Source organism: Pedobacter planticolens (genome assembly GCF_014172375.1).
GTDB lineage: Bacteria > Bacteroidota > Bacteroidia > Sphingobacteriales > Sphingobacteriaceae > Pedobacter > Pedobacter planticolens.
The window spans coordinates 1,031,014-1,054,014 of sequence record NZ_WNXD01000001.1 but is presented as its reverse complement, the minus strand read 5'-3'; the positions used below and the strand labels follow the sequence as shown (position 1 = coordinate 1,054,014).

The window sequence follows — 23,001 nt, the reverse complement described above, 5'->3', positions numbered from 1 at the left end:
GTATTTTATATGTTGGGTGTGATTGGATTAATTACTAGTGCTTCGACTACGCTCAGCATGACAGTGTGCTTATAGGTTCTTAAGTATTTCGGCAAAAAGTTGATAAGAATGTAATCTCGCTTCGTGATCGTAAATATGCGAAGTCACCATTACTTCATCTATTTGTGTTTGGGCTCTGAATGATTGCATTTGTGCGGTTAGTTTTTCTGGCCCGCCGATAAAGGCTACTGCTAACATTTGATTTACTGCTTCTTCTTCTATATCGCTCCAAACGTTATCCATACTTTCTATTGGTGGTTGTAATAGTCTGCGCTTTCCGGTTACAATACCCATAAATAACTGTTTTAAGGAGGTTGCTAATCGCTCTGCTTCTGCATCTGTATCTGCTGCAACTACATTTACGCATGCCATTACGTAGGGTTTTTGTAGTGTTGCTGATGGTCGGAAGTTTTGTCTGTAAATCTTGATGGCTTCTAAAAAGTAAGCGGGTGCAAAGTGACTTGCAAAGGCATAGGGTAAACCATAGGATGCGGCTAAGTGTGCGCTTTCGGTGCTTGAACCTAATATCCAGATGGGTACTTCTGTTCCTTCGCCTGGTATGGCTCTTACTTTGCTATCGTTGTTATCATTGGATAAATACTTTTGTAGTTTTAATACGTCTTGTGGGAAATTATGTGGGGCTGAAAAACGTTCGCCTCTAATTTCCATCGCTGTTAGTTGATCTGTACCTGGTGCTCTGCCTAAGCCTAAATCTATTCTGTTAGGATATAATGTGGCTAGTGTACCAAATTGTTCTGCTACAATTAATGGTGAATGATTGGGTAGCATAATGCCGCCTGAGCCTACTCTGATGGTTTTGGTATGCCCTGCTATGTGACCAATTAATAGAGATGTTGCTGAGCTGGCTACGCTTACCATGTTATGGTGTTCGGCAAACCAATAACGTGTGTAGCCTAGTTTTTCTGTATGTTGTGCTAGTGCTACGCTGTTTTTAAAGGTATCGGCTGGTGTTTTGCCTTGTATTACGGTAGCTAAATCTAAAACTGAAAAGGGAAGCGGTGATATTTCGTTTTGCATATATTTCTATTTGAAACCTTGGGTGCAAAGATAGATAGGCATTTTTGCGTATTGGTTTTAAATAAAATTAGATGACAGGATTGTGAAGAAGAAAATGAGTTTATGACAGATTTAAAACATATTGGAGTAAATTGAGGTTTTACTGCTATAACATTTTAACTTGACTGCTTATGGAAATGATTTTTATTTTAGCATTACCTGTTGCCTGCATTGCATGGACTTTTACTAAGGAAGAAATTTTTAGGGAGGTTAATGAATTTTGTGTGGAGAAATCTACCAAGTGTAAACATTTATTACAAAGGAAATTCTTTTATATGCTTAGCTGTGAGTATTGTTTTAGTCATTACGTTACTGCTTTACTATTGTGGGCAACTAATTTCACCTTAATATATGCAGATTGGCGTGGTTATTTAATTGCTGGTTTTTCTATTGTTTGGATAGCGAATGTGTATATGAGTTTATACAATTTGATTAGGGTTGACTTGAAAAAACAAAAGATAATTACCCAAAAAGAGGAAAATGACTTGCCTTCTTAATGGGTAATTTAATAGTATTATTCGAAAGATTTCTGACTTGCTACAAAGCCTGTTGGTCTGACCACGGTGATAATTCCTTTATCGCCACCATTTATATCATCTATTTCGAAATTGATTTGTTGCCCTGGTTTTAGTTCTGGTAAATTATATGCTTTTGTTGCTTTATAATTATCGTTATTAGTTGATAAATAGAGTTTGTAGCCTTTGGTGATGTGTTGCGGCAAGCCCATACTACCGAAAATGGTTACGTTTAATTTACCTTTTTTGCCTTTGCTTATTCCTTGTACTTCTACTGGCGAACTTTGTTCTCTTAACACTTTCATTGATGGTTTTGGTTTGCCATACATATCGTACAAGCCGTGAATGCGTCTTCGGTATTTATCGTTTTCGGAAGTGCCAGGGTAGTGTGTTCTGTAATCGGTAAGGTCGAAATAGATAGCTCCTTCTACATAGGGTTTTGTTTCGTATACAGCCATGTGGTAGATTAAATCTTCTATTCTACGTTCATCGCCTCCTTTAAAGTTAGGTTCGCATAAACCAAACTCTGAGATGAAGAATGGTTTATTAGGATATGATTGGTGGATGCTATCTAGGTAGTTACTAATTTTTGCGCTTGGTACTTTCCACCAGCTGCCACCATATTCATTCATCATTAAATAATCTCCATCTGCTGCTGCATCTGGTACAAATTTTGGATCGTTATAAAAGCTACTCGTTAAGGTATTGCTTACGTAGGCTACTGATCTAGTTGGGTCTAAGACCTTTGCTTTTGCAATTAAATCGGAAATCATTTGTTTCATATCTGCATCTCTTCCTCTCAATTCGTTACCTACGCCCCATGAAAAAATTGATGGATGGTTGTAATAGTTACTCACCATTCTTGTTAATTGTTTCATTGCAATATCTTTTATGACATCGTTTGCAGGGGTTTCTGGGCCCCAAAGCGGAACTTCTTGTTGAACGATAATTCCGTTTCTGTCGCAGAAATCGTAAAACAAATCATCTTGTTGAAAGTGTAAGCGAGTAAAAATAGAGTTTACATCTTTTAGTAATTTACCATGACGGATAATTTCTGAATCGGGTTCTGCAAAGCCATAATCTGGATTAGAACCTGCAGTCCATTCTACTCCCATCATTTTAATTCGTTCGCCGTTTAAAAAAGTTTGTCCGTTTACGAATTTAATTTCTCTAAAACCTATGTTGGCACTTAGTTTATCAACTGCTTTATTTCCTTTTAAAACGATTACTACTACTTTATATAGGTTAGGGAAATCGAAATGCCAGGGATTTACTTTTGGTAATGTTATGTTGAACGAAGCTTCGCTGTTATCCCATACCGGGGTTGCTTTGGTAGTTAATACTACGTTTTTGGTTGGCTGGTTTTCTTCGGTAATTGAAACTTGAAAGCTGATATTTTTATCTGCCTGATCGAAACCTAGTTTAACTTTAAGCTGTCCAGATTGATCTGCTAAGATTAGTTTTGGTTCTGCATGGATGTAGTTTGCTGCTGGTTTATCAGAAACAATGATATTAACTTTACGGATTAGTCCGCCATCGTTAGGCCAATCAAATGAGCTACCGAATGGAACTTTATTGTTGCCGAAATCGTTATTACAGGCAACGGTGATTATATTTTCTTTACCATAAATTACTTTGCCGTTTAGATTAACAGAGAATTTAGTAAAGCCATCGCCTATGTTTTCGTGAACTTTAATTCCGTTTACATAAATAGTTGAGGTATGGTTAATAGCGCCAAATTGTAACACTACATTTTTGTTTTTCCAGTTTGCTGGGATATTGATTTTCTTTTGATACCAACCCCAACCGTAGTGGTTTTCATTTTCCTTTTCGACATTCCATGTATGTGGCAGCGTTACCGTTTTGGCATTGCTTAATGTACTGGTAAACCATTTAGCGGTTGTACCTACATTTTGTTTATCAACTGCGAAGGACCAGCCAGTATTTACGGCAACGGTATCGCGTTGGGCATAACTTAATTTACTAAAGCAAAGGGCGAAAAATATAAGTAAGGCGTGTTTCATTTATTTATATACTAATTAGGGTTTAGGTTGATTGTTGTATTGTTTTTAATTTGTTGGCGATTGTATAAAGGTGAACATCCATTTTTCTGGGTTCTGCCAGTTTTTCCCTTTAAAACTACCAATTGGGGCTTTAACTCTGATGATGTTCCAACCTTTTTTTAAGGGCAATGTGGTTGGTTTTCTATACTCGTAACCTTCATCAACCAAAGGAATTTCAGAATCACCTTTTTGTCCTGCATTTTTCCATTCTGGTGGCGAGATTAATGTTCCGTTTAACCAAATTTCACTTTTATGATTATCCCAAGTTCCGGCCAAAGGGCTATCTGTAGCTGGAGATCTGGAAAGGTTATTAAAGCCTATCCAAAAGTCTTTAACGGTATCTTGGTCTGACCAAATTTTAGTAAAAGCATACCACGTTGTGTTTTCTGCTGGTTCTGGTAAAACTGCTTTTATTTTTGGCGCCCACCAATGTCTTAAAATAATCGTTCCGCCTAAAGCTGTTAAGGCTGGTTTTTCATTATCCAAATTGAAATCTGGCAATTCGGGATTGAATTGTTTTGTTAAGTCACCATCGTTTTTAAATGGCCCATACAATTGCCAAGTTACATTACTTTGCTGTTGATATGGAAAAGGTAGGCCTTTAAAGTATTGTTTTTTATGGATTAGCAATCGGGTTTCAAAATCTTTAAAGAGATTGAGTGCTTTATCACCGTTTAAATTTAGATTAGCAACCCACCCTGCATAACCACCACCTAACCATGCTCTTTCTGCAAAGGCAAGCATTGCCGGATAAACTGCATTCATTTTTATGGCGTCATCTTCATTGGCTACTCTCCTATCTGGCCAAAGGCAAAGTGTTGCACCAAGCGCTTTAGCATTACCACTATCTACATCGCACAATTGTCGATTAAATATGGTGACCACACTTTCTAAGGGATCCATGTGGTTTAAGTAGAGATGTCTTGAATCGATATATTGAATGTCGTTTTTACCAGCAATTACGGCTGCATCATCCATCCATAATTGTCTGATGGTAGTTGTATTGAAATTACCACCTGGCTCCCATCCTACTGTTTTTTTACCGAATGATTCTACAAATGCGCTGATCTCTGGCACAAAGTTTTTATTGGTAATTTTTACTTCATCTGCACCGATGTGGAAATAAGGTAAATTATAGGTGGTAAAAAATTCTTTAAGGATATTTTTAAGGATGTGTACGCCAGAATCGCTCTGCATATCTACACCCATCGCTCTTTTAAAAGCAGCACTGTGCCCTGGCATATCAATTTCTGGCACAAGGGTAATATGTCTATCCTTACAATAGTTGATTAACTCTTTAAACTCGGCTTCGGTGTAAAATTGACCTTTATTACGGATCATATTATCTGAATTGGTAAGCTGTGGGTATTGTTTACTAGCTAATCGCCAAGCAATATCTTCGGTAAAGTGAAAGTGAAAGATATTCAGTTTATATGCCGCCATTACATCTATTTGTTGTTTAAGCAAAGCGATGGATTGGAAATTACGACCGACATCTACCATGTATCCACGCCAAGCAAAGGCAGGAGAATCTTTAATTTCTAGGTTAGGAATAACACGTTTATTAGTGCTTAATTGCTTTAACGTTTGGATGCCATAAAAAACACCTGCATTATCTTCAGCAGTAATTGAGATCCGCTTTTGGTTTATGCTTAACTGATACGCTTCCTTTTTTTGAGTTGATTTAAGTAGCGATAAACTAACGTATGGTGTTATTTTTTTAGCATTGCCAGTTTTAATAGCAACCGAAATTCCCATTCCTTGTAAAACTTCTTTTAGAACGAATGCTTCTTTTCTTAATGCTTCGGATGATATATAAATGGTTTTTACACGAGCGATTGGAAAAGATCCTTCTTTTAAATTTAATGATGTAGGTTGAGGAATTAATGCAACTTGTGCCTTAATTGTATTTGTAAAAGCAATTATAACAACGAAAAAGAAAATCAATCTTTTCATTACTACCATTTTTGAACTACAAATACGATCGATTTATATTCGTCTTTTTCAAACAGTACACCAATTTTATTTTTGCTTAGCTTAACAATATCAGAGTAAGCTGAGTAACTATTTCCTTTATAACCTTCTGGGCTTTTGGCGATTACTATACTTTTCTCCCAGCTCTTTCCATCATCTTTACTCACTCTTAAGGTTAGATTATCTCTTTTTTTAATATCTGCCGCATTACAAACAAACAATACTCTATTTCCTTTTTTATCTAAAAAAGAAAGTGTGCTACCCTGACAAACAGGATCTGGTAAGTTTGGATCGAAAAAGGTTTTATCCCAGCTTTGTCCGCCATCTTTACTAATCGCAATAATTCTTTGTTTCACATTTCCTTGCTGATTTCTGATATTCATCACCATTTCATCACCAGAAAGCTGAGCAGCCATGGCTTCATTACCTCCTAAAAAACTTACATTTTCTGATAGTTTAAAGGTCTTGCCATGATCATCTGAAAAATAGCCGTGTGCTAAATAATCTTTACCAGCACTTTGAGGTGCTCCAGCCGAATGATTAGCAGATACAAAAATGCGGCCTTTATATACTCCGTTATCAAATTGCATAGCATGACCTGGGGTATTGGCATAACTGCGCCAATCTTCTGCAAAATTATAGTTTGGATTTAGTTGTGGCATTTTAGGCTTATGAACTTGCGTTGTGATATTTACAGGTTCAGACCAGGTCATGCCACCATCGATAGAGGTTTTATACCAAGCTTCTCTTAGCCCATTTCCTTTTCTAACCTCACCCTCATGGTTGTTACCCGTATTGTAGAATAAGAAGATGCGTCCTTTTGGATAGTTGGGATCAGTAAAATCTACTACTGGTGCTGGGTTTCCTGCTTGGAACTTATCGTAATCAACTACTGTTTGCAAGTTTGACCATGTTTTCCCGTGGTTAGTGCTTCGTTTTAAAACAATGTTAATATCACCGAAATCTCCAGCATCATCTACCCTGCCTTCAGCAAAAGCTAATAAATCGCCATTTTTTAAGGTGATAATAGCAGGTATCCTATAGCTTTTATGACCATCTTGTCCGGAAACAAAAACTGGAATATATTTTACTTGTGCTACACTAGTTAAAGCAAGTAAAAGAAAAGTTAATGTGTTTAAAATAGTTTTCATTAGTATGTGTTTTTTGTTGTGTCTAAATTAAAATGAGTGTTAATTTGTTTTTTTAGCGATAAATAAACCTCCTAAAACCAATATAACACCTATAAAAGTATATAAACTGATCGCTTCCTTAGCTAGTACAGCGGCAATGATGAAGCCAAATAAAGGGCATAGAAATAACCACAAACCGGCTTTAACTGCATTTGTTTTTAATAACCAAAGCCATAATTGTACAGCTACAATAGAAACAGGTATAGCTAACCAAGTAACAGACGACCAAAATGTTAAATCGAAATGATTGAGTTCATCGTTGTAAAAGAAAATAACAAAAGGCAATAGTAATAACCCACCAATGCAAGTTTGCCACCCATTTATGGTTAATAAACTTAAATTACCCCATCTCTTAGCCGAAAAATAAATAGCTGCCAAAGCATAAGAAAGCATGCTCACAAAAAGAATTATTAACCCTTCGGTGGTTACAGACGCATTTTTAAACAATGGCCATGCTGCACAAACTACGCCAAGTGTGCATATAGCTAAAGCTAAAAACAATGAATATGTTAATTTCTTATTGAGAAATATAACGGAGAAAAAACTAATAAATACTGGATTTATTGCAACGGCTAAAGAACCTATTCCGGCAGTTACTTTTTGCATGGCAACTACATACAATCCTAAGTAAATACTGATGTTTAATATTCCGTAAATACTTATTTGAAGCCATTCCTTCCCTCTGGGTAATCTGTTATTTTGTATAAAGTGTGAAACAAATAGCATAATAATAGCTGCCATCGCAAAGCGAGTAACTGCTATTACTAAGGGTTGTGCTACGGTTAATCCAATTTTAGTTGCCGTTGATGCCGAAGCCCAAAATATGGCAAAAATTAATCCCCCTACTAGCCAACTATATGATTTGTTTCCTGTTTTTGTCATTAAGCTTTATCCAAATATTCGTTTAAGATTTGTAGGCAATACCATTCTTGTCGTGGCAAATGAAAAGGACCTTTGTACATATTTCCTTTTGCTGTTTGCGCTATCGTACCATCACGATGTAAATAACCATACCATTCGCCGTTTTCTTTATCGTGGAATTTTTCATAGGCATAATCGTGTACCATTTTATGCCATTGCATATATTTTTCATCACCAGTCATTACATACGCTAATAATGTAGCGATGATCACCTCGTTATGTGGCCACCAAAATTTCATATCCTGCCAATATTCTTGCACAGGTTCATCGTATACATCTCTAAAATAAAGAATGCCGCCATGTTCTTTATCCCAACCACGCTCCCACATGAAATCGAGCATTTTACAACCCAATGCAATTAGTTTTGGATCATTGTTACGGTATTTAGCTTCATGTAAAATAAACCAAGCACCTTCTATTGCATGACCAGGATTAAGCGTTCTTCCATCAATGTGATCAATAATACTTCCGTCTGGCGCAACTTGTTCCATCACACATTTGATGTCGTCTTTCACAAAATCTCTTTCAATTTCAGCTATCCATTTATCAATCCATTCATCACAGCGTGGATCGCCAATAGTTTCGCGTAATTGTTGTGCAGTGTTCATCATAATCATCGGCACACCAATTCCTTTTGCAGGACGAGTATTTGTAAATTTAGCAGGTAATATGCCAGGAGTAGTTGCATATTCGATGCATTTACCAAACAAATAACGAGCTTTTTCGGCCGCACTTTCATCGCCACTGGCTTTTGCATAAGCAGCATTGGCAATTACAGCAAATGTTTCTGAGAAATAATAACGTCGTTTTCTAATCGGTTTTCCATCTCTCGTTACATGAAAAAACATTTGTCCATCTGTATCAAAACAATGATTATTTAAGAAATCGATACCAGATTTCGCACCATCTAACCATTCTTTTTTTGGTTCTATGGTATTGTACAAAGTTGATAACAACCAAGTCGCACGACCTTGTATCCATACTGCTTTATCGTCGTCAATTAACGTTCCGTCGGCATCTCTCATTAATAAAAAACCACCATGTTCTTTATCTATTGATCGTGGAAACCAAAAAGGAACGGTATCCTTTAACAATTGGTTTTTATAAAAAGCTGCTTGCTTTTTCAAATATTCTATCGCTAACTTCATTTTTGTCGAATTTATTTTATGTTCATGCTAAAAGTACTGGCTGGCAATTGAGCTTCATTCACCAAGTTTGCTCTTGTAAATGGCTGCCATGCGTATACAACTTTTTTCACTTTTTCACCTTTCGGAATAGTTAACCACACTTGTAAATTATGTATTGTGGCTTTTACGTTAAAGCGTTGACCTTTTTCGTTCACTAACTCAAATCCGTTTAAATCTTTTTGATCTCCTATTGCTAATTTTATCGCGTTAGCAAAGCTGATTTGTACTTGATTATTTACCTGTACAGCTTTAATCGCCTCTGGCCCATTGGCTTTAATATCTTTTTTGTAGGTATATTTTAATGCTAATCTGGCAAGTCTTTCTCCAACGGGTTGTTTATTTGTAGGATGCACATTTAGTGAATCGCCAAGGTCTGAACTTACTGCCATGCCTACATTCGTTAGTTCATTCGCCATTAAGCGCTGCGAATTTCTAAACTCTGGCCACGAAGGGCGATCTATACTTGAAAGTTGCACATAATAAAAAGGCAAATTAATATTCCATTTACTTCTCCAATTTTTGACCAGCGTTTTAAACAAATGTTCATGCAATTCGATATTATTTGCATTACTCTCTCCCTGATACCAAATTACCCCATTTATTGGGAATTTAGTTAGTGGATTAATTCCCGCTTCGTAATTATAACAAGGTTGATAAGGATGTCGTTGCAACGGAGATGTAGCATTTTTTAAATTTAAATCTGCTCGTTCTCTACACCATTGTTGGATAAAATCAGTTTTACGCCAATTGCTCACCATATCAACTAGTAAATCGTCATGTTCTAAGGTATAACGATCAATCCATGATTCGGTACCAGAACCACCAACAGAAACTTGAATTAAGCCAATTGGAACTTTCTCTTCTTGCGTTAGCTTTTTACCAAAATAATAGCCAACAGCAGAGAAATTTTGCAATGAAGAAGAATCAGCTTGTTGCCAATTTCCTGAGAAGAATTCTAACTGATTAGTTTTTGCAAGAGTTAATGAATCCCATGAGGTATTATCCGTTTCGGCGATTGCATTTAATTTGTATAACCTTAATAATGGATTTTTTTTGATTTCTTCTTTTCCGCCCTTTGCACTTTTTAGTTTAAAATCCATGTTCGATTGTCCTGAACATAACCAAACATCGCCAATTAAGATATCTTTAATATTGAGGGTAGATTTTTTAGTTTTAACCGATAAAACAAATGGTCCACCGTGTTTTGAAGCTGGGAAAACTGCTTTCCAGTTTCCATATAAATCCGTAATAGTAGTTAATATTTTTTTTTGAAATTGGACTTCTATTTCTTCTCCAGCAGTTGCTGTACCATATATAGGAATGGGTTTTAAACGTTGTAAAACCATGTGATCGGTAAAGACAGTAGCTAATTTTAATTGACCAAAATCTCCTGTTAAGTTCTGATAAACGTTTTGTGCAATTAGTGCTGCGCCCTCTGCATTTGGATGTAAGTTATCGGCAAATAAATCTGGTCGGTTATATAAATTCGAACTCAGATTAATTAACCGAGTTTGGTTTGCTTTTGAGATTTGAGGAATAGTTTGTTGAATTTGATCGTACCAATCTCTCGTTCCAGATTTAAATCGGCTATGCCCAGAAAATATGGGTGTTAATTGGCAAATGAATACTTTAACATTTGGATTTTGCTTTTTAAGCGTATCGATTAACCAACTATAATCTGATTCGAATTCATTTTTAAAGTTGGGCCAATTTCTTGGATCTGTATCGTTTAAACCCAAATGAATAATAACTATATCTGCTTTAAAATTAAGTGCATCTGTAAATTCTTTGGTTTTATAATAAGGATTATGCCCCTTTTTTAATAAAGTAGCACCGCTATGTCCAAAATTGCCAACTACATATTTATCACCCAACAATTGTTGTAATTGCGATGGATATGAATTTTTACTAGGATTAGAAAGGCCGTAACCTGCTGTAACTGAATTGCCAATACAGGCTACTTTAATTTGAGCTAAAACAACAAATGGTAGGCAATTTATTAAAATCAGGAAGGATATTTTAGCTATAAACTTCATTTTAGTTCAGGGAATTAGTTTTTTGTTAATTAGGCATCCGTAAAATCATTCGCTTTTGGTCGTAGAAAGTAAAGTTGTACACACAAAGCCAAAAATACAATTCCAGCTAACATGGCAAAATCTTTACCTAAATTCCCTTCATCAGAAGATTTACCTAATAAATTGGTAATGAATGCACCAAAAAATACGCCGGTCATATTCATTAAACCGTAGGCAGTTGCTCTATATTTTGAAGAAACAAATTGACAAAGGATAGGCATATTATTCGCATCGAACATACCAAAACCAACTCCAAAACATACTGCTGCACCTACCACATGAAGTAAAGAATGTCCAAAACCTATTAATAATAAGGATGGAATAGTTAAAGCTAAACCTATTGCACTCGTATAAATACGTCCTTTTAGGTTTTTCTGTACCCATCTATCCGATAAAATACCACCGAAAATAACACCTATAAACGATGAAACTGCAATGGTTATAGTTGATAATGGACCTGCTTGCTCCATTGGTAAATTCAAGTTTTGCGCAAATAAAGTTGGCAACCAGTTTTTTACTCCCCAACCCGGTAAGCTCGGAATGGCAAAGTACATTAAGATTATCCAGAAAGAAATGTTGCTAAACAGTAAAGCTAAACCTTTAAATATCGGCAGTTTGGGTGTCGTAATTATTTTGTCTGATGAAGTTTCTATTTCGGAATCTTTTTTCTCTCTTAAAAAGAAAACTAATACCATAGCATAAACAACACCTATTAAACCGAAAGTATGAAAAGTAGATTGCCAGCTATAGGCTTTTGCAACAGTTGCACCAAAACCGCCTAAGGCTTGCCCCATGTAAAGGCCAGTCATGTGAATACCAATAGCTAAAGATCTGGTTTTAGAACTATGGAAATCGGCAATTAAAGATAAACCTGCCGGGATGTAAAGTGCTTCACTCACGCCCATTATCGCTCTTAGCGCATAAAGCTGGTTAAATGTTGTGGCGTAGCCCATAGCAAAGGTTACCGCACTCCACACAAATAAGCTACCTACAATTAACCATTTCCGATTAGATTTATCTGCAATAATTCCAGAAATTGGGCTCATAAAGCCATATATCCATAGAAAAATAGCCATTAAATAACCAAAGTTTGCTGCCGTTTGTAATTCTGCAATATCAATTTGCATGGCAGATTTCATGGTAGACAGCATTTGTCTATCCATATAGTTTAGCAGAGCTACAACCCATAATAGCCCTACTAAAACCCATGGATAATATTTTGAATTCTTCATAATATTTGGTTATTTCTATATTTTTAAGCTTGCTAGGCTAAATTAGTATCAAGTTTTAAAATTTAACCATCTTAATTTCTCCAAGCATTATATTTGGCGTTCTAATGCCAGGTTTCACTTCTCCATTGGATAAAATAATAGAGTTGCCATACTTAGTAGCTGTAGTAGTTACAGGAGCTAAAAATGGTAATTCGCTAATTTTACTCCAGGTATTGGTGTGTGTATTGTACAATAAAACACCTCTGTAAAAACCTTTATGATGGATAACTAATTCGTTCTTTGCTGCTGTTAATCTTGTTTTTTCTTCATCAGTTTTAGCGTTGGCCATTTGATTTAAATACAACTCTATTTGATGAAAAGTTTTACCATTATCACCGCCAGGTATTAAAATATAATTTTTGCCAACTGCTATTCCTGCTGCTGCAGATAAATTACTGATTTCTTTACCATCTGATATTGGTGCTAATGTTTTCCAAACTTTCTTTTTGAGATCAAAAGCAAAAGTGGTGTGGTGTAAATCGCTAATTCCAGTGCTGGTTTTACTTCTTCCACCAATTACATAAATAGCAACATCGTGATCTTTTTGTTGTGCTACTACAACGGAATTCGCTAACGCAATAGGTAAATTTGGTAATACTTTCCATTCTGGAGTTTCACAATCCAAATCAATACTTAAAAACTGATTAGAAGATTTTGTTTGTTCGTCTCCACCAACAGCGTACACTACATTTCCTACGCTAGTTAAATTTATATTAGAAATAGCTTTAGGTAAATTTGGTAATGATTTGATTTTTAATTCGTTGTTATCATTACTAAAACTCAATAAATATGCTTTATTAGAAAGTCCTTGTTCATTTTCGCCGCCAGCGTAAACTATACCGAGGTTAGTTACCGTATTACCGCAATACGCAATAGGCTCAGGTAATTCGCCTTTAAAGTTTTTGTTCCATTGCCAATTATCTCCTACTTTTTGTGAGATTTGAACTTCTTTTGAATAATATTTTTTTCCTTGTTCCCAAGGCATTTTATCAGGGAAATTTGCTCCGCCAGCTACTAATAACGCATGATTATAAAAACCATTTATAGCACCAGCAAAACCCAATGATGATTTACCATCGGCATTTTTTAGTTGAGCAATAGTAGTCCATTTTACTTGTGTAATGCTTTTTTTTTGAGCCAAAGCAGTTTCTGTGATCAGCATGCTGAAAGGGAAAAATAATAGGTAGAAAAAAAGTCTGTTCATTATTTTGATATTAAGCTAAAGCTGGTGCAGTAGACTTAAAGTTATCAAAATTTAAAGTAGCTACATCATTTGTAAATAATTCAAATTGATGAGCGTTCATGTTTTTAACAGGCAATCTGAACTCGCCACAATCAATATCAACTAATTTCATATAAGCCTTACCTGTTGCTATGCCGCCATATTTACCTAATAAGCGAATCATATCAATAGATTTTTGTTGTAACGCATTTGCTTTCTTTAAGTCGCCTTGATTAAATGCATCAATTAAATCGTAATATAAAGGTGCTGCGTAGTTAAACGTACTACCTACCGATCCTTTTGTACCTAAAGCCAATGCCGAAAGTAAGTTTTCATCTCTGCCCCAAAGCATATCGTATTTACCATTTTGGTAATTCATGCAGGTTAAGAAATCCATAAAATCTTCGTGAGTGTATTTAATTCCAGCAAAGTTTTCAATCTTACCATCAATTGCTTGTAATAGATCATACATGGCAAAATTTACTCCAGTTAATACTGGGATGTGGTAATAATAGAATGGCATATCTGGAACTACAGCAGCAATTTCTGCACAAGCTTCTGCTAACATCGCAGGACTAGCTGGTTTAAAATAGAATGGTGCTGTAAATGAAATAGCATATAATCCTACTTCTTGTGCATACAGCGCTAATTCTTTACAATCTGTAATACTAGTACCGCCTAAAAATAGCATTACTTTAAAATCAGCATCGCCTTTGGTGCAATCTGCCCAAGCTTTAGCAATTACTTTTTTCTCTGCTGTAGACATTGACACGCCTTCACCAGTAGAACCGCAAATAAATGCGCCAGTAATTTTATTCTCTTTTAAAAATTGATAATATGCAGGTATAATAGATGGGTTTATATCGCCATTTTCACTCATTGGAGTAAATGGTGCAGCAATTAAACCTTCAAGTTTTTCGAAATTCATTTTTTTGTTTAGCTAATAGTAAAATAAAGAGTAAGCAGTAAGAAACTACTTACTCTTTATTAAGAATTTAAAAATATTAAGTACCTGGATATCCAGGGTTTTGATTTCCTTTTAAAAGTTCATCAGCATTTAAAGTTCCAATATCAATAGGCCATAAAATTTTATGATTTTGTCCAGCCACATTATCAAGTACACCTACCAATGGTAAATCCTTTCTAAACACAAGTGGGTTACCAGAAGCATCTTGCATACGGCGTAAATCAAACCAACGTTTTCCTTCGCCTACAAATTCCTTGCCTCTTTCTGCAAAAATAGCTAATTCGTTTTGCTCAAAAGTACCGTTTACAAATAAAGGAGCTGCATTAGGTGCATAGGCTCTATTACGAACCATCATAATTTCCGCAGTTGGATCTTGGCCTTGTTTGTTTTTTACTTCTGCCAATAGTAAATAGGCTTCTGCAACACGATATACTGGGAAATCATCAGAGAAAACTCGAGCACCAGTTACTATTTCACCTGGGAATTTACGCAAGTTGGTAGCACGAATTCCCGCAGATGCTTTGTTAAAGTTTAAGAACGTTGCATTTTTACGACTATCAGTAGATTGAAATTGATCATACAATTCAATTTTATACTCATAACGGATAATTGTACCACCTCCATTTACCTGCAATGGATCGGCCGAAGGAATAGCATTACCTTGGTCATCTACATATCCAGATAATGGATCGGTAATGGCATAAATAAACTGGCTATAGTTATTTGATGCCTCTCCAGATAGATTACGTAATGCAAATATAATTTCACTACTTCCTCTACTAGCTGCAATACTTGCCGATTTGAATACATTACCAAAATTAGCTAATAAAGTGTGTTTAGAAATCACATCTTCTAAAGCAGTTCTTGATGTGGCTAAATCTGCCGCAGTAGATGTTGGAGCTGCGCCATCCATTTTAACTTTTGCCGACCATAAATAAACCTCTCCTTTTAACATTTGGGTAGCAGATAAGCCCCATTGTGCTTTCTGAAACTTAGTAGTATAATTTCCATTAAAAGAAGTGGCTGACTTGTCTATATCTGCTTTAATAAAGTCTAAAGTTTGCTTTTCTGTTGCCGATCTAGCTAAATACAAATCTGCTGCGGATTTTGGATCTTTAAGCAAAACTGAAGGTTCCGTTGTTAAAGGTACACGACCATAGGTGCGGAATAACCAGAAATAGTAAAAAGCTCTTAAACCATAAGCTTGACCCAAATAATAACCTTTATCAGCAGCAGTCAAATAAGTCGATTTCTCTACCTGATAAATGAAATTATTCACGTCAAATATTGGGCGGTAAAAATTCACCCACCCACTAACTCCAGGGCTTGATTCTCTGATATCCTGAGCGATAAGACCAGCAGCATTTAAAGATGCAGTACCGGTAAAACTCGTACCTGTCTTCAAAGAACCTCCTCTTAATTCGCCTAAGTTGAAAAAGGTAAATTGATAACCTCTTAATTGACTATGTAAACCAATCATTGCACCATCTACCTGAGCGCTATTTTTCCAGAAATTTTCACTTCCATAGCTATCTTCTGGAGCTAATTGTAGTTTGTTACAAGCACTAAAAGCAGTGCTTAACAATATTGCGGCAAAGCCGATTAATATCTTTTTCATTTTGTTTAGATTAAAAAATAAATTGTGCACCAAAAGTTAAAATTTTAGGTAGCGGATATCCGCCTGTTCCACCTATCCCAACACTTCCGCTTTCTGGAGAATACAAAGTAGATTGGCTCCAATAAACCAGGTTTTGACCACTTACTGATAAATTAATGCCTTCGCTCCTTAATTTACTTGCCCATTTTGTGGGTATTTTATAAGTTAAGTTAATTTCTCTTAAAGCCAAATAATCTCCTTTTTTATAGAACATGCTACTATTACCTGGATCTCTAAAAGTATTGTTTTTGAACAATTGATCTGCCCAATAATAAGTTGGGTATTTCGCATTTGGGTTTTCTGGTGTCCAGGTATCAAAAACAGCTGTTGTAGTGTTAAATGTACCTTGTGCATTACTTAAAAACCAAGCAAGAGCACCGTCATAGGCTACAAAACCTAGGGCATAATCAAAACGGGTACTTAGTGTTAAGCCTTTCCAAGTAGCATTGGCTCCAAAACCACCTGTCCAACGTGGCACCGTACGCCCCTGATAAACTCTGTCATTAGTATTTATAATACCATCCCCATTTACATCTTTCCACATCACATCCCCTAAAGCCAATGGAAAGTTAAGGCCTTTATCAGTTGCGTTCATTGCCGCATAAACATTTGGGTGAACCAGTTTTCTTGCGCCTAATAAATCAACAAAGGTAGATGAGGCGTATTTATCTAAATCTGCTTGAGTTCTGATAATTCCTATCGCTTGATAGGCATAAGCAACATTTGGATCTTGACCTTCTTGTGTACCTCCAACCCAAATCAATTGCTTAGTGTTTGGATCATAAACTTGGAGGCCACCTTGTCTATTATTTGGCAAACCATTGCTAGGCAGTTTTAAAACTTTATTGGCATTATATGCTCCATTCAAATTGAAATTTACATTCCAATCTTTATTACGGAAAACTGCGTAGTTCAAATCAACCTCCACACCTTGGTTCTGCATACTTCCATTATTAGTATTAATTGCCCCTATACCTGCAGTAATTGGAAACACAAGTGAAGCAATTTTATCAGTGGTTTTACGGATATAATACACAGCTGATAAATCTATTTTGTTGATTAAACGAGTTTCAAAACCAATCTCTTTAGTTGCTAAAGACTCCCATTTTAAGTTTGGATTAGCAATTGCCCCTACCCCATAACCAATGTTTCCATTGTATTTAGCTGTAGTGCCGTAAGAGCCTTGTAAAGTATAATCACCAATAAAATCAGGATTTACATTACCAACCTCACCATATCCGGCTTTAAGTTTAAACGTGTTTACTATCCCTTTAAGATTAAGTGATTTGAAAAACTCTTCGTTATGAAGGTTCCAACCCACAGAAACCCCTGGAAATGTTCCAAAACGATTGTTAATTAACCTTGAGTAACCATCTCTTCTAACAATAGCAGTTAAAAGATATTTATTATCATAGTCATAGTTTACATTCCCAAAAAACGAAAGTATTCGCTGACGACTATGACCAGTATCTTCAGCTCTGCTATTTGTTGTTGAATTGGTATATTCCAAATCTCTAAAATCGTCAGTTGGCGCACCACTACCTGATGCAGCTAGTCCTTGAGAATAAATATCATAATACTCAGATCCTGCCTGTGCACTAATATGGTGCTTAGTAGCAATAGTAGTATTATAGTTTAATGTGGCATTATAGGTTTGGCTTAAAGCTCTACCATATGAAGCCGAACTACTCCTAACACGATTGTAGTTACCTGGGCTAGATAGGAAATCTTTATTAAAAGATTCTAGATTTGAATTATTGTAAAAATAATTCCCGCTAACTCTTAAATTTAAACTTTTTAGAAAATCAACTTTAAAAGCTTGAGATAACGTAAATTTATCTGTGTTGTTGTTTCTAATGAACTTGTCATCATTTATTGCTGGGTTTCCATCCTGATAGTCTCTACCAATAAGTAAATCGCCATTTTGGTTAAAACCTCTCATTGTTGGTGGTGCTCCTAAAGCACGGGTTAAATAATTGCCTTCAGCTTGAGCAACGGGAACCCCAGGTATATTAGCAACATCTCTCCATTGTGCATTGGCAAAATTTAAACCAGATATAGAAGTTAACCAAGGTTTAATTTTATAATCGCCATTTAATACAAAAGTTAAACGTTTGTAAAATGTATTTATAGGTAACCCTTTTTCACTATAAGAACCTAAACCAGCGTAATATTTTCCTTTTTCATTACCGCCGCTCGTACTAATGTTATAATCTTGAGTAGTTGCCAAATCCCTCAGCGCATAATCTTCGTAGTTAAATTGTTTATAGATAATTTCTTTATTGGTTCCGTTAACGTTATCGTATGCACCTAAAGCATTTGTTTTTAACGGGTCTGTCATTACACTCCAACCTTGGCTTAATAACACTTCGTTGGCAGCAGTTCTAAACATTGGGCTCCATACTGCATTAGCAGTTACGTTTCCGTCTAAAATATTACCTGCAGCATCTTTGTAAAGGTTTCCAGTTCCAAATGGACCTGTAGTGTTTAATTGACTAAGGCGGCTCGCATCATACTTTCCAGAATTTTCTATTGCTTTACGAGACCAGTAAATATAATCTTGAGCCCCCAGGTAGGTATAAGGGAGGCTTAGATTATTTACACCTACTTTCCCTTTAACCGAAATGTTAGATGCACCTACTTTCCCTTTTTTTGTGGTAATTAAAATTACACCATTGGCAGCTCTTGCACCATAAATGGCCGAAGATGCGGCATCTTTTAAAACCTCGATAGATTCGATATCGTCTTGGTTAATATCAGAGAAACCAGACCTTACCAAACCATCAACCAACACCAATGGAGACCCCGTTCCATTATAATTAGTACCTCCACGCAATATAACGAGAGGTTGTGCACCCGGACGACCAGAAGTTTGTTGTACACGTAAACCAGGTATGGTACCCGCTAATGCAGATGCAGGATTAGAACGAATACCTGTTTCAAGTACTGCGTGGTCTAACTTAGAAACCGAACCTGTTATGGTTGATCTCTTTTGCGTTCCATAACCAGTTACCACGATTTCATCTAAAGCTTGGTCATCTTCTTTTAAGGATACGTTAATACTTTGTTGGTTACCTACTATAACCTCTTGAGTACTATATCCAATGGAAGTGAAGACTAATACATCTCCGTTTTTTGCAGAAATTGTAAAATTTCCATTTGCATCTGCAACGGTAGAAACTTTAGTGCCTTTTACTGTTACTCCAGCACTAGGTACTCCTCCGCCAGATGAATCTGTTACACGCCCAGAAACGTTTTTGTTTTGGGCATTTGCAATGAGCATCATTAAGCTCATTACCATCGTTAGTAAGAATTTACTAACGTAATTTTGGTAAGTTTTTTTCATGTTTTGTGGTTTAATTTGATTATTATGTTATACATAATACCACTAAGTACTAAATAATTTTATTTATTTGCAAATAATATTGCTACTTTGTTTTAAGAAATTTATTAACATTACGCTTATATTTGCATTTACGCTTTGGAAAGGGCGTTTCTTTACCTAAAAATAAATTATACATAATAATGGATGCTATTACTAATTTTAAACAGCTAGATACAAGCTCATTAGTTGATCGAGTAGAAGACAGCTTGGTGCAGCTATTACAAGAACGTAAACTTAAAGTTGGAGACAGTATACCTACCGAACTCGAATTGAGCAGTTCATTAGGTGTTAGTAGAACTGTAGTTAGAGAGGCTTTATTAAGGCTAAGGCTAATGGGGCTTATTGAATCCAAAAAGAAAAAAGGTGCTGTGATTACCAGTCCTGATATTTTTGGAATATTAAGTAAGAGTATGAATCCTCATATTCTTGATCAGGATACACTTAGAGAGATATTTGAGATTCGTTTAGTGTTAGAAATTGGTATGGCAGATCTTCTATTTCAGAGAATGGTGCCAGAGGATATTAAAATACTTAGAGAAATTGTTGACAATGAACCTGATATGTCTCAAGATCATATGTTTAATATTGATCATGAGATTATTTTTCATGGTAAACTTTACGATATCACTGGGAATTCAACACTTCGTAAATTTCAAGGGATGTTACTTCCTATTTTTGATTTTGTACACAAAAGCGGTTTATTAAAAAAGCAAGGTGAACATAAATATGTTTCACATAAAGGTTTGGTGGATATTTTGGAAAATGGTTCTCCAGAAATGTTCCGTAACGGTATGCGCAATCACTTAGAAAATCATTTTACTCGTTTGTTTTCTTAATTCCATATTAAGTATACACTTTGCAATCCATGTTAAGTTTAACTACTCTAGTTAACATAAACATAATATGAAATTAATTTTGCAATAACATAAATTTGCAGAAATCACATTTTATGAAAAAGGATAAATCAAAGGCTCTTGCTAAATCGCTAAAGAAAACTGCGAAAAAAGAAATTAAAGCAAGTTTAATTCAACTTATAAAAGAGTTTACTGAGAAACTTGGAAAAGGCTCTAAAAAATTAAGCAAAGCGATTGAAAAAAGTGCTGCAAAGCTTTCAAAAGAAATTATTAAAGAGATTACCGTAAATCAGACTATTCCTACTGAAAAAGTAAAAGCTACTGAAACTGAAAATATCAATACTTCTGTAAAAGTGGTTAAAAAACCTACAGCGAAACCTGCAGTAAAAAAAGAAAATACTCCTTCTTAATATCAATTTTATTTATCTACTTCAATACAAATTGAGGTAGATAAAGCTATTGGTAAAATGCCTAATCTAGGCCAATAATAACATGTGAATGAAATCTTTAAATTTCTCGACATTTAAAGGTTTTGCAAGCAAATAGTCTATTCCAATATCTCTCTTTAATTCCTCTTCATTTACAATTGCAGTTGATATTACTATAATCGGAACAGTTTTAGATAATGACCGTATAATTTTAGATGCCTCAAATCCGTCCATTTTAGGCATATATAAATCCATAATAACCAGATCAAACGCTTCAGCTTTAAATTTTTCAACAGCATCTAAACCGTCTATAGCTACTACCAACTCAAACTGAAAGGGTTTAAGTATTCGTTCAATTACTAAAACGCTAATAGGCTCATCTTCTACAATCAGAATCCTTTTCTTCTTGACTGCATTTTTTTTATAGTTGAATATCACTTTGACGTATGGGTTTATCTAACAAATTTAAAATTATTTCTCAACAAATAGTAGTGAACATCGATTAAGTATATCTAGTTAATATGAGAACTAAGATAAAAAAAATCTGGTTAATGTATAACTTATTATGCAGCACCGCAAAACATGTAAACATTAAGTTTGTTTTAGTAGGAGAATTAGCTTAGTAAATTAATAAATCAAATTGTATGAAAAAGATAAGACCTTGTTTATGGCTAAACCATAATGTTGAAGAAGCAATTACTTTTTATACCTCGGTATTTAAAAACTCAAAAGTACTAAACACCAGTTATTACCCTAAAGATTCGCCAGGTTTTGGTGGTGAACTATTGGTAGTTGATATAAAAATAGAAGATGAGGAGTTTATGTTGTTAAATGGAGGCCCAATCTTTAAATTTAATGAATCAGTATCCTTTTCTATTGATGCCAATACACAAGAAGAGATTGATTATTACTGGAAAAACCTTACTGCTGGTGGTGGTGAAGAATCACAATGTGGATGGGTAAAAGATAAGTTTGGTTTATCATGGCAAATTTCACCAACAATTTTAGGGCAGCTACTCCGTGATAAAGATGCTGAGAAAGCTACACGTGTAATGAATGTAATGATGAAAATGAGCAAAATAATTATCAAAGATATTGAAGACGCTGCAAAAGGGTAGCTAGTTTGTCTATTGCGTTATAACGACTTCACTATTTGGAAAGATTTAGTTCGCATTTCAGTCGGACTTAGTTCGGATACAATTGTCACAAGTCCGAACTAACCCCGAACCAACCCCGTCTAAAGGCCGTTTTATCAGATATCTTTTTTTAGATAGGATAACTTCCCCACCATCATTAACAATAGCTTAAAAAATGTCTAAAAATGTCTTCAAATGTCTGGAAATGTCATATCAACAAGGTGCTTTGTTCTGCTCTTGTTCTAGGTTTGCCCTATGTTTGTTCTTCTCAAACCGCTTTTAGCAAAACAAATACAGGAGCAATATAGAAGAAGTGTAGGTAAATTTATTAGGTATGGCCCTAATGCAGAGGCTGTCTTAAACAACAAAACCCGCTCAAAGGCGGGTTTTGCTTATTACGGATGTAAATGGATTAGTCTTATTTTACTTTTACAGGAACAGTAAGATTTTCCCAGTTTAGCGCAAAACCTTTAGTGTTAACTTCATAAGTCATTCTTTCATTGAAGCCTTTAGATTTCATAGGCTTTACAGTAACTTTAAGTACATCTTTTGTGGGGTCGTTTGTTGTTTCGCCAGCACGGGTAATGCCCCATTGTCCTACCTGTGAATTAAAAATAATTGTCCATTCGCTCTCGGTAGGCAACATATAGATGCTGTACTTGCCTGCAGGAAGGTCTTTGCCATCAATTTTCAATGCCTTATCGGTTTCAAAAATGGTAGCCTCATTTGCTCCCGCTCTCCATATCTTGTTGTAGGGTACTAATTCGCCCCAAATCTTTCTTTCTTTCACTGCCGGACTGCTGTAGGAAATTGTAACGGTTGCCTCTCCTATTTTTCCGGTAGCTGTAGCCGCAGGACTGGCTTTTTGCGCATAAGCGCTTACCGAAACCACGAACAATAAAATTAAAGACAAAGTTGTTTTCAGATTTTTCATGTTATTTTTTTCAGTTAAGTTAAATGATATTTTGCAATTGTACAACTATAATCCATATTGTTACATGACAACATATGCACCCTCTTGTCACCCCATTTCCTAAACT

The 23,001-nt window shown here is 35.5% G+C and carries 18 protein-coding genes; 4 read left to right on the top strand and 14 right to left on the bottom strand.

Features of this window, described 5'->3' with window-relative positions; translation table 11 throughout:
- Positions 1-69: 69 nt before the first annotated feature.
- Positions 70-1,077: an LLM class flavin-dependent oxidoreductase gene (locus tag GM921_RS04380; RefSeq protein ID WP_182921390.1), complete on the bottom strand. Its 1,008-nt coding sequence runs from the start codon at positions 1,075-1,077 to the stop codon at positions 70-72.
- A 170-nt stretch (positions 1,078-1,247) separates the two neighbouring features.
- Here GM921_RS04380 and GM921_RS04375 point away from each other — a divergent pair, with 170 nt between their 5' ends.
- Complete coding sequence (locus tag GM921_RS04375) at positions 1,248-1,613, top strand: hypothetical protein (protein WP_182921389.1); 366 nt, start codon at positions 1,248-1,250, stop codon at positions 1,611-1,613.
- Between the two features lie 17 nt (positions 1,614-1,630).
- Here GM921_RS04375 and GM921_RS04370 read toward each other — a convergent pair whose 3' ends face one another.
- The 11 genes from GM921_RS04370 to GM921_RS04320 form a co-directional block, all read right to left on the bottom strand.
- Positions 1,631-3,655 carry a glycoside hydrolase family 2 protein gene (locus GM921_RS04370; RefSeq protein ID WP_182921388.1) on the bottom strand — a complete coding sequence of 675 codons (2,025 nt, stop codon included), beginning with the start codon at positions 3,653-3,655 and terminating at the stop codon, positions 1,631-1,633.
- Between the two features lie 45 nt (positions 3,656-3,700).
- A complete protein-coding gene (locus GM921_RS04365) occupies positions 3,701-5,650 on the bottom strand; it encodes a beta-N-acetylhexosaminidase (RefSeq protein ID WP_235969772.1) in 1,950 nt (649 codons plus the stop codon).
- A gap of 2 nt (positions 5,651-5,652) precedes the next feature.
- Positions 5,653-6,819: a sialidase family protein gene (locus tag GM921_RS04360; RefSeq protein ID WP_182921386.1), complete on the bottom strand. Its 1,167-nt coding sequence runs from the start codon at positions 6,817-6,819 to the stop codon at positions 5,653-5,655.
- Between the two features lie 39 nt (positions 6,820-6,858).
- Positions 6,859-7,740 carry a DMT family transporter gene (locus GM921_RS04355; protein WP_182921385.1) on the bottom strand — a complete coding sequence of 294 codons (882 nt, stop codon included), beginning with the start codon at positions 7,738-7,740 and terminating at the stop codon, positions 6,859-6,861.
- Positions 7,740-8,927, bottom strand: coding sequence for an AGE family epimerase/isomerase (locus GM921_RS04350; RefSeq protein ID WP_182921384.1), 1,188 nt, complete (start codon positions 8,925-8,927; stop codon positions 7,740-7,742). The genes GM921_RS04355 and GM921_RS04350 overlap by 1 nt, the downstream gene beginning before the upstream one ends.
- Before the next feature lie 11 nt (positions 8,928-8,938).
- The gene (locus tag GM921_RS04345; RefSeq protein ID WP_182921383.1) at positions 8,939-11,002 is read right to left on the bottom strand and encodes a GDSL-type esterase/lipase family protein; all 2,064 of its coding nucleotides are present in this window, start codon (positions 11,000-11,002) and stop codon (positions 8,939-8,941) included.
- 29 nt (positions 11,003-11,031) lie between these two features.
- Positions 11,032-12,273 carry an MFS transporter gene (locus GM921_RS04340; RefSeq protein ID WP_182921382.1) on the bottom strand — a complete coding sequence of 414 codons (1,242 nt, stop codon included), beginning with the start codon at positions 12,271-12,273 and terminating at the stop codon, positions 11,032-11,034.
- 55 nt (positions 12,274-12,328) lie between these two features.
- Complete coding sequence (locus tag GM921_RS04335; protein ID WP_182921381.1) at positions 12,329-13,516, bottom strand: galactose oxidase; 1,188 nt, start codon at positions 13,514-13,516, stop codon at positions 12,329-12,331.
- Between the two features lie 10 nt (positions 13,517-13,526).
- On the bottom strand, positions 13,527-14,462 hold the full coding sequence (locus GM921_RS04330) for a dihydrodipicolinate synthase family protein (protein WP_182921380.1): 936 nt from the start codon (positions 14,460-14,462) through the stop codon (positions 13,527-13,529).
- A 76-nt stretch (positions 14,463-14,538) separates the two neighbouring features.
- Positions 14,539-16,119, bottom strand: a complete 1,581-nt coding sequence (locus GM921_RS04325) for a RagB/SusD family nutrient uptake outer membrane protein (RefSeq protein ID WP_182921379.1) — start codon at positions 16,117-16,119, stop codon at positions 14,539-14,541.
- A gap of 10 nt (positions 16,120-16,129) precedes the next feature.
- The gene (locus GM921_RS04320) at positions 16,130-19,504 is read right to left on the bottom strand and encodes a SusC/RagA family TonB-linked outer membrane protein (protein WP_182921378.1); all 3,375 of its coding nucleotides are present in this window, start codon (positions 19,502-19,504) and stop codon (positions 16,130-16,132) included.
- A gap of 179 nt (positions 19,505-19,683) precedes the next feature.
- Here GM921_RS04320 and GM921_RS04315 point away from each other — a divergent pair, with 179 nt between their 5' ends.
- Together GM921_RS04315 and GM921_RS04310 are read left to right on the top strand one after the other, a co-directional pair.
- Positions 19,684-20,379, top strand: coding sequence for a FadR/GntR family transcriptional regulator (locus GM921_RS04315; RefSeq protein ID WP_182921377.1), 696 nt, complete (start codon positions 19,684-19,686; stop codon positions 20,377-20,379).
- A 113-nt stretch (positions 20,380-20,492) separates the two neighbouring features.
- Entirely contained in the window at positions 20,493-20,807 is a 315-nt protein-coding gene (locus GM921_RS04310) for a hypothetical protein (RefSeq protein ID WP_182921376.1), read from the top strand.
- 66 nt (positions 20,808-20,873) lie between these two features.
- Here the strand turns inward: GM921_RS04310 and GM921_RS04305 are convergent, their stop codons facing one another.
- Positions 20,874-21,263: a response regulator gene (locus GM921_RS04305; protein ID WP_182921375.1), complete on the bottom strand. Its 390-nt coding sequence runs from the start codon at positions 21,261-21,263 to the stop codon at positions 20,874-20,876.
- Between the two features lie 206 nt (positions 21,264-21,469).
- Here GM921_RS04305 and GM921_RS04300 point away from each other — a divergent pair, with 206 nt between their 5' ends.
- The gene (locus tag GM921_RS04300; RefSeq protein ID WP_182921374.1) at positions 21,470-21,943 is read left to right on the top strand and encodes a VOC family protein; all 474 of its coding nucleotides are present in this window, start codon (positions 21,470-21,472) and stop codon (positions 21,941-21,943) included.
- A 436-nt stretch (positions 21,944-22,379) separates the two neighbouring features.
- Here GM921_RS04300 and GM921_RS04295 read toward each other — a convergent pair whose 3' ends face one another.
- Complete coding sequence (locus tag GM921_RS04295; protein ID WP_182921373.1) at positions 22,380-22,895, bottom strand: DUF2911 domain-containing protein; 516 nt, start codon at positions 22,893-22,895, stop codon at positions 22,380-22,382.
- Positions 22,896-23,001: the final 106 nt, after the last annotated feature.

Excerpts from the sequence above, each read along its gene's own strand:
- GM921_RS04380 (WP_182921390.1), bottom strand. The coding sequence starts at position 1,077 with ATGCAAAACGAAATATCACCGCTTCCCTTTTCAGTTTTAGATTTAGCT.
- GM921_RS04375 (WP_182921389.1), top strand. The coding sequence starts at position 1,248 with ATGGAAATGATTTTTATTTTAGCATTACCTGTTGCCTGCATTGCATGG.
- GM921_RS04370 (WP_182921388.1), bottom strand. The coding sequence starts at position 3,655 with ATGAAACACGCCTTACTTATATTTTTCGCCCTTTGCTTTAGTAAATTA.
- GM921_RS04365 (WP_235969772.1), bottom strand. The coding sequence starts at position 5,650 with ATGAAAAGATTGATTTTCTTTTTCGTTGTTATAATTGCTTTTACAAAT.
- GM921_RS04360 (WP_182921386.1), bottom strand. The coding sequence starts at position 6,819 with ATGAAAACTATTTTAAACACATTAACTTTTCTTTTACTTGCTTTAACT.
- GM921_RS04355 (WP_182921385.1), bottom strand. The coding sequence starts at position 7,740 with ATGACAAAAACAGGAAACAAATCATATAGTTGGCTAGTAGGGGGATTA.
- GM921_RS04350 (WP_182921384.1), bottom strand. The coding sequence starts at position 8,927 with ATGAAGTTAGCGATAGAATATTTGAAAAAGCAAGCAGCTTTTTATAAA.
- GM921_RS04345 (WP_182921383.1), bottom strand. The coding sequence starts at position 11,002 with ATGAAGTTTATAGCTAAAATATCCTTCCTGATTTTAATAAATTGCCTA.
- GM921_RS04340 (WP_182921382.1), bottom strand. The coding sequence starts at position 12,273 with ATGAAGAATTCAAAATATTATCCATGGGTTTTAGTAGGGCTATTATGG.
- GM921_RS04335 (WP_182921381.1), bottom strand. The coding sequence starts at position 13,516 with ATGAACAGACTTTTTTTCTACCTATTATTTTTCCCTTTCAGCATGCTG.
- GM921_RS04330 (WP_182921380.1), bottom strand. The coding sequence starts at position 14,462 with ATGAATTTCGAAAAACTTGAAGGTTTAATTGCTGCACCATTTACTCCA.
- GM921_RS04325 (WP_182921379.1), bottom strand. The coding sequence starts at position 16,119 with ATGAAAAAGATATTAATCGGCTTTGCCGCAATATTGTTAAGCACTGCT.
- GM921_RS04320 (WP_182921378.1), bottom strand. The coding sequence starts at position 19,504 with ATGAAAAAAACTTACCAAAATTACGTTAGTAAATTCTTACTAACGATG.
- GM921_RS04315 (WP_182921377.1), top strand. The coding sequence starts at position 19,684 with ATGGATGCTATTACTAATTTTAAACAGCTAGATACAAGCTCATTAGTT.
- GM921_RS04310 (WP_182921376.1), top strand. The coding sequence starts at position 20,493 with ATGAAAAAGGATAAATCAAAGGCTCTTGCTAAATCGCTAAAGAAAACT.
- GM921_RS04300 (WP_182921374.1), top strand. The coding sequence starts at position 21,470 with ATGAAAAAGATAAGACCTTGTTTATGGCTAAACCATAATGTTGAAGAA.
- GM921_RS04295 (WP_182921373.1), bottom strand. The coding sequence starts at position 22,895 with ATGAAAAATCTGAAAACAACTTTGTCTTTAATTTTATTGTTCGTGGTT.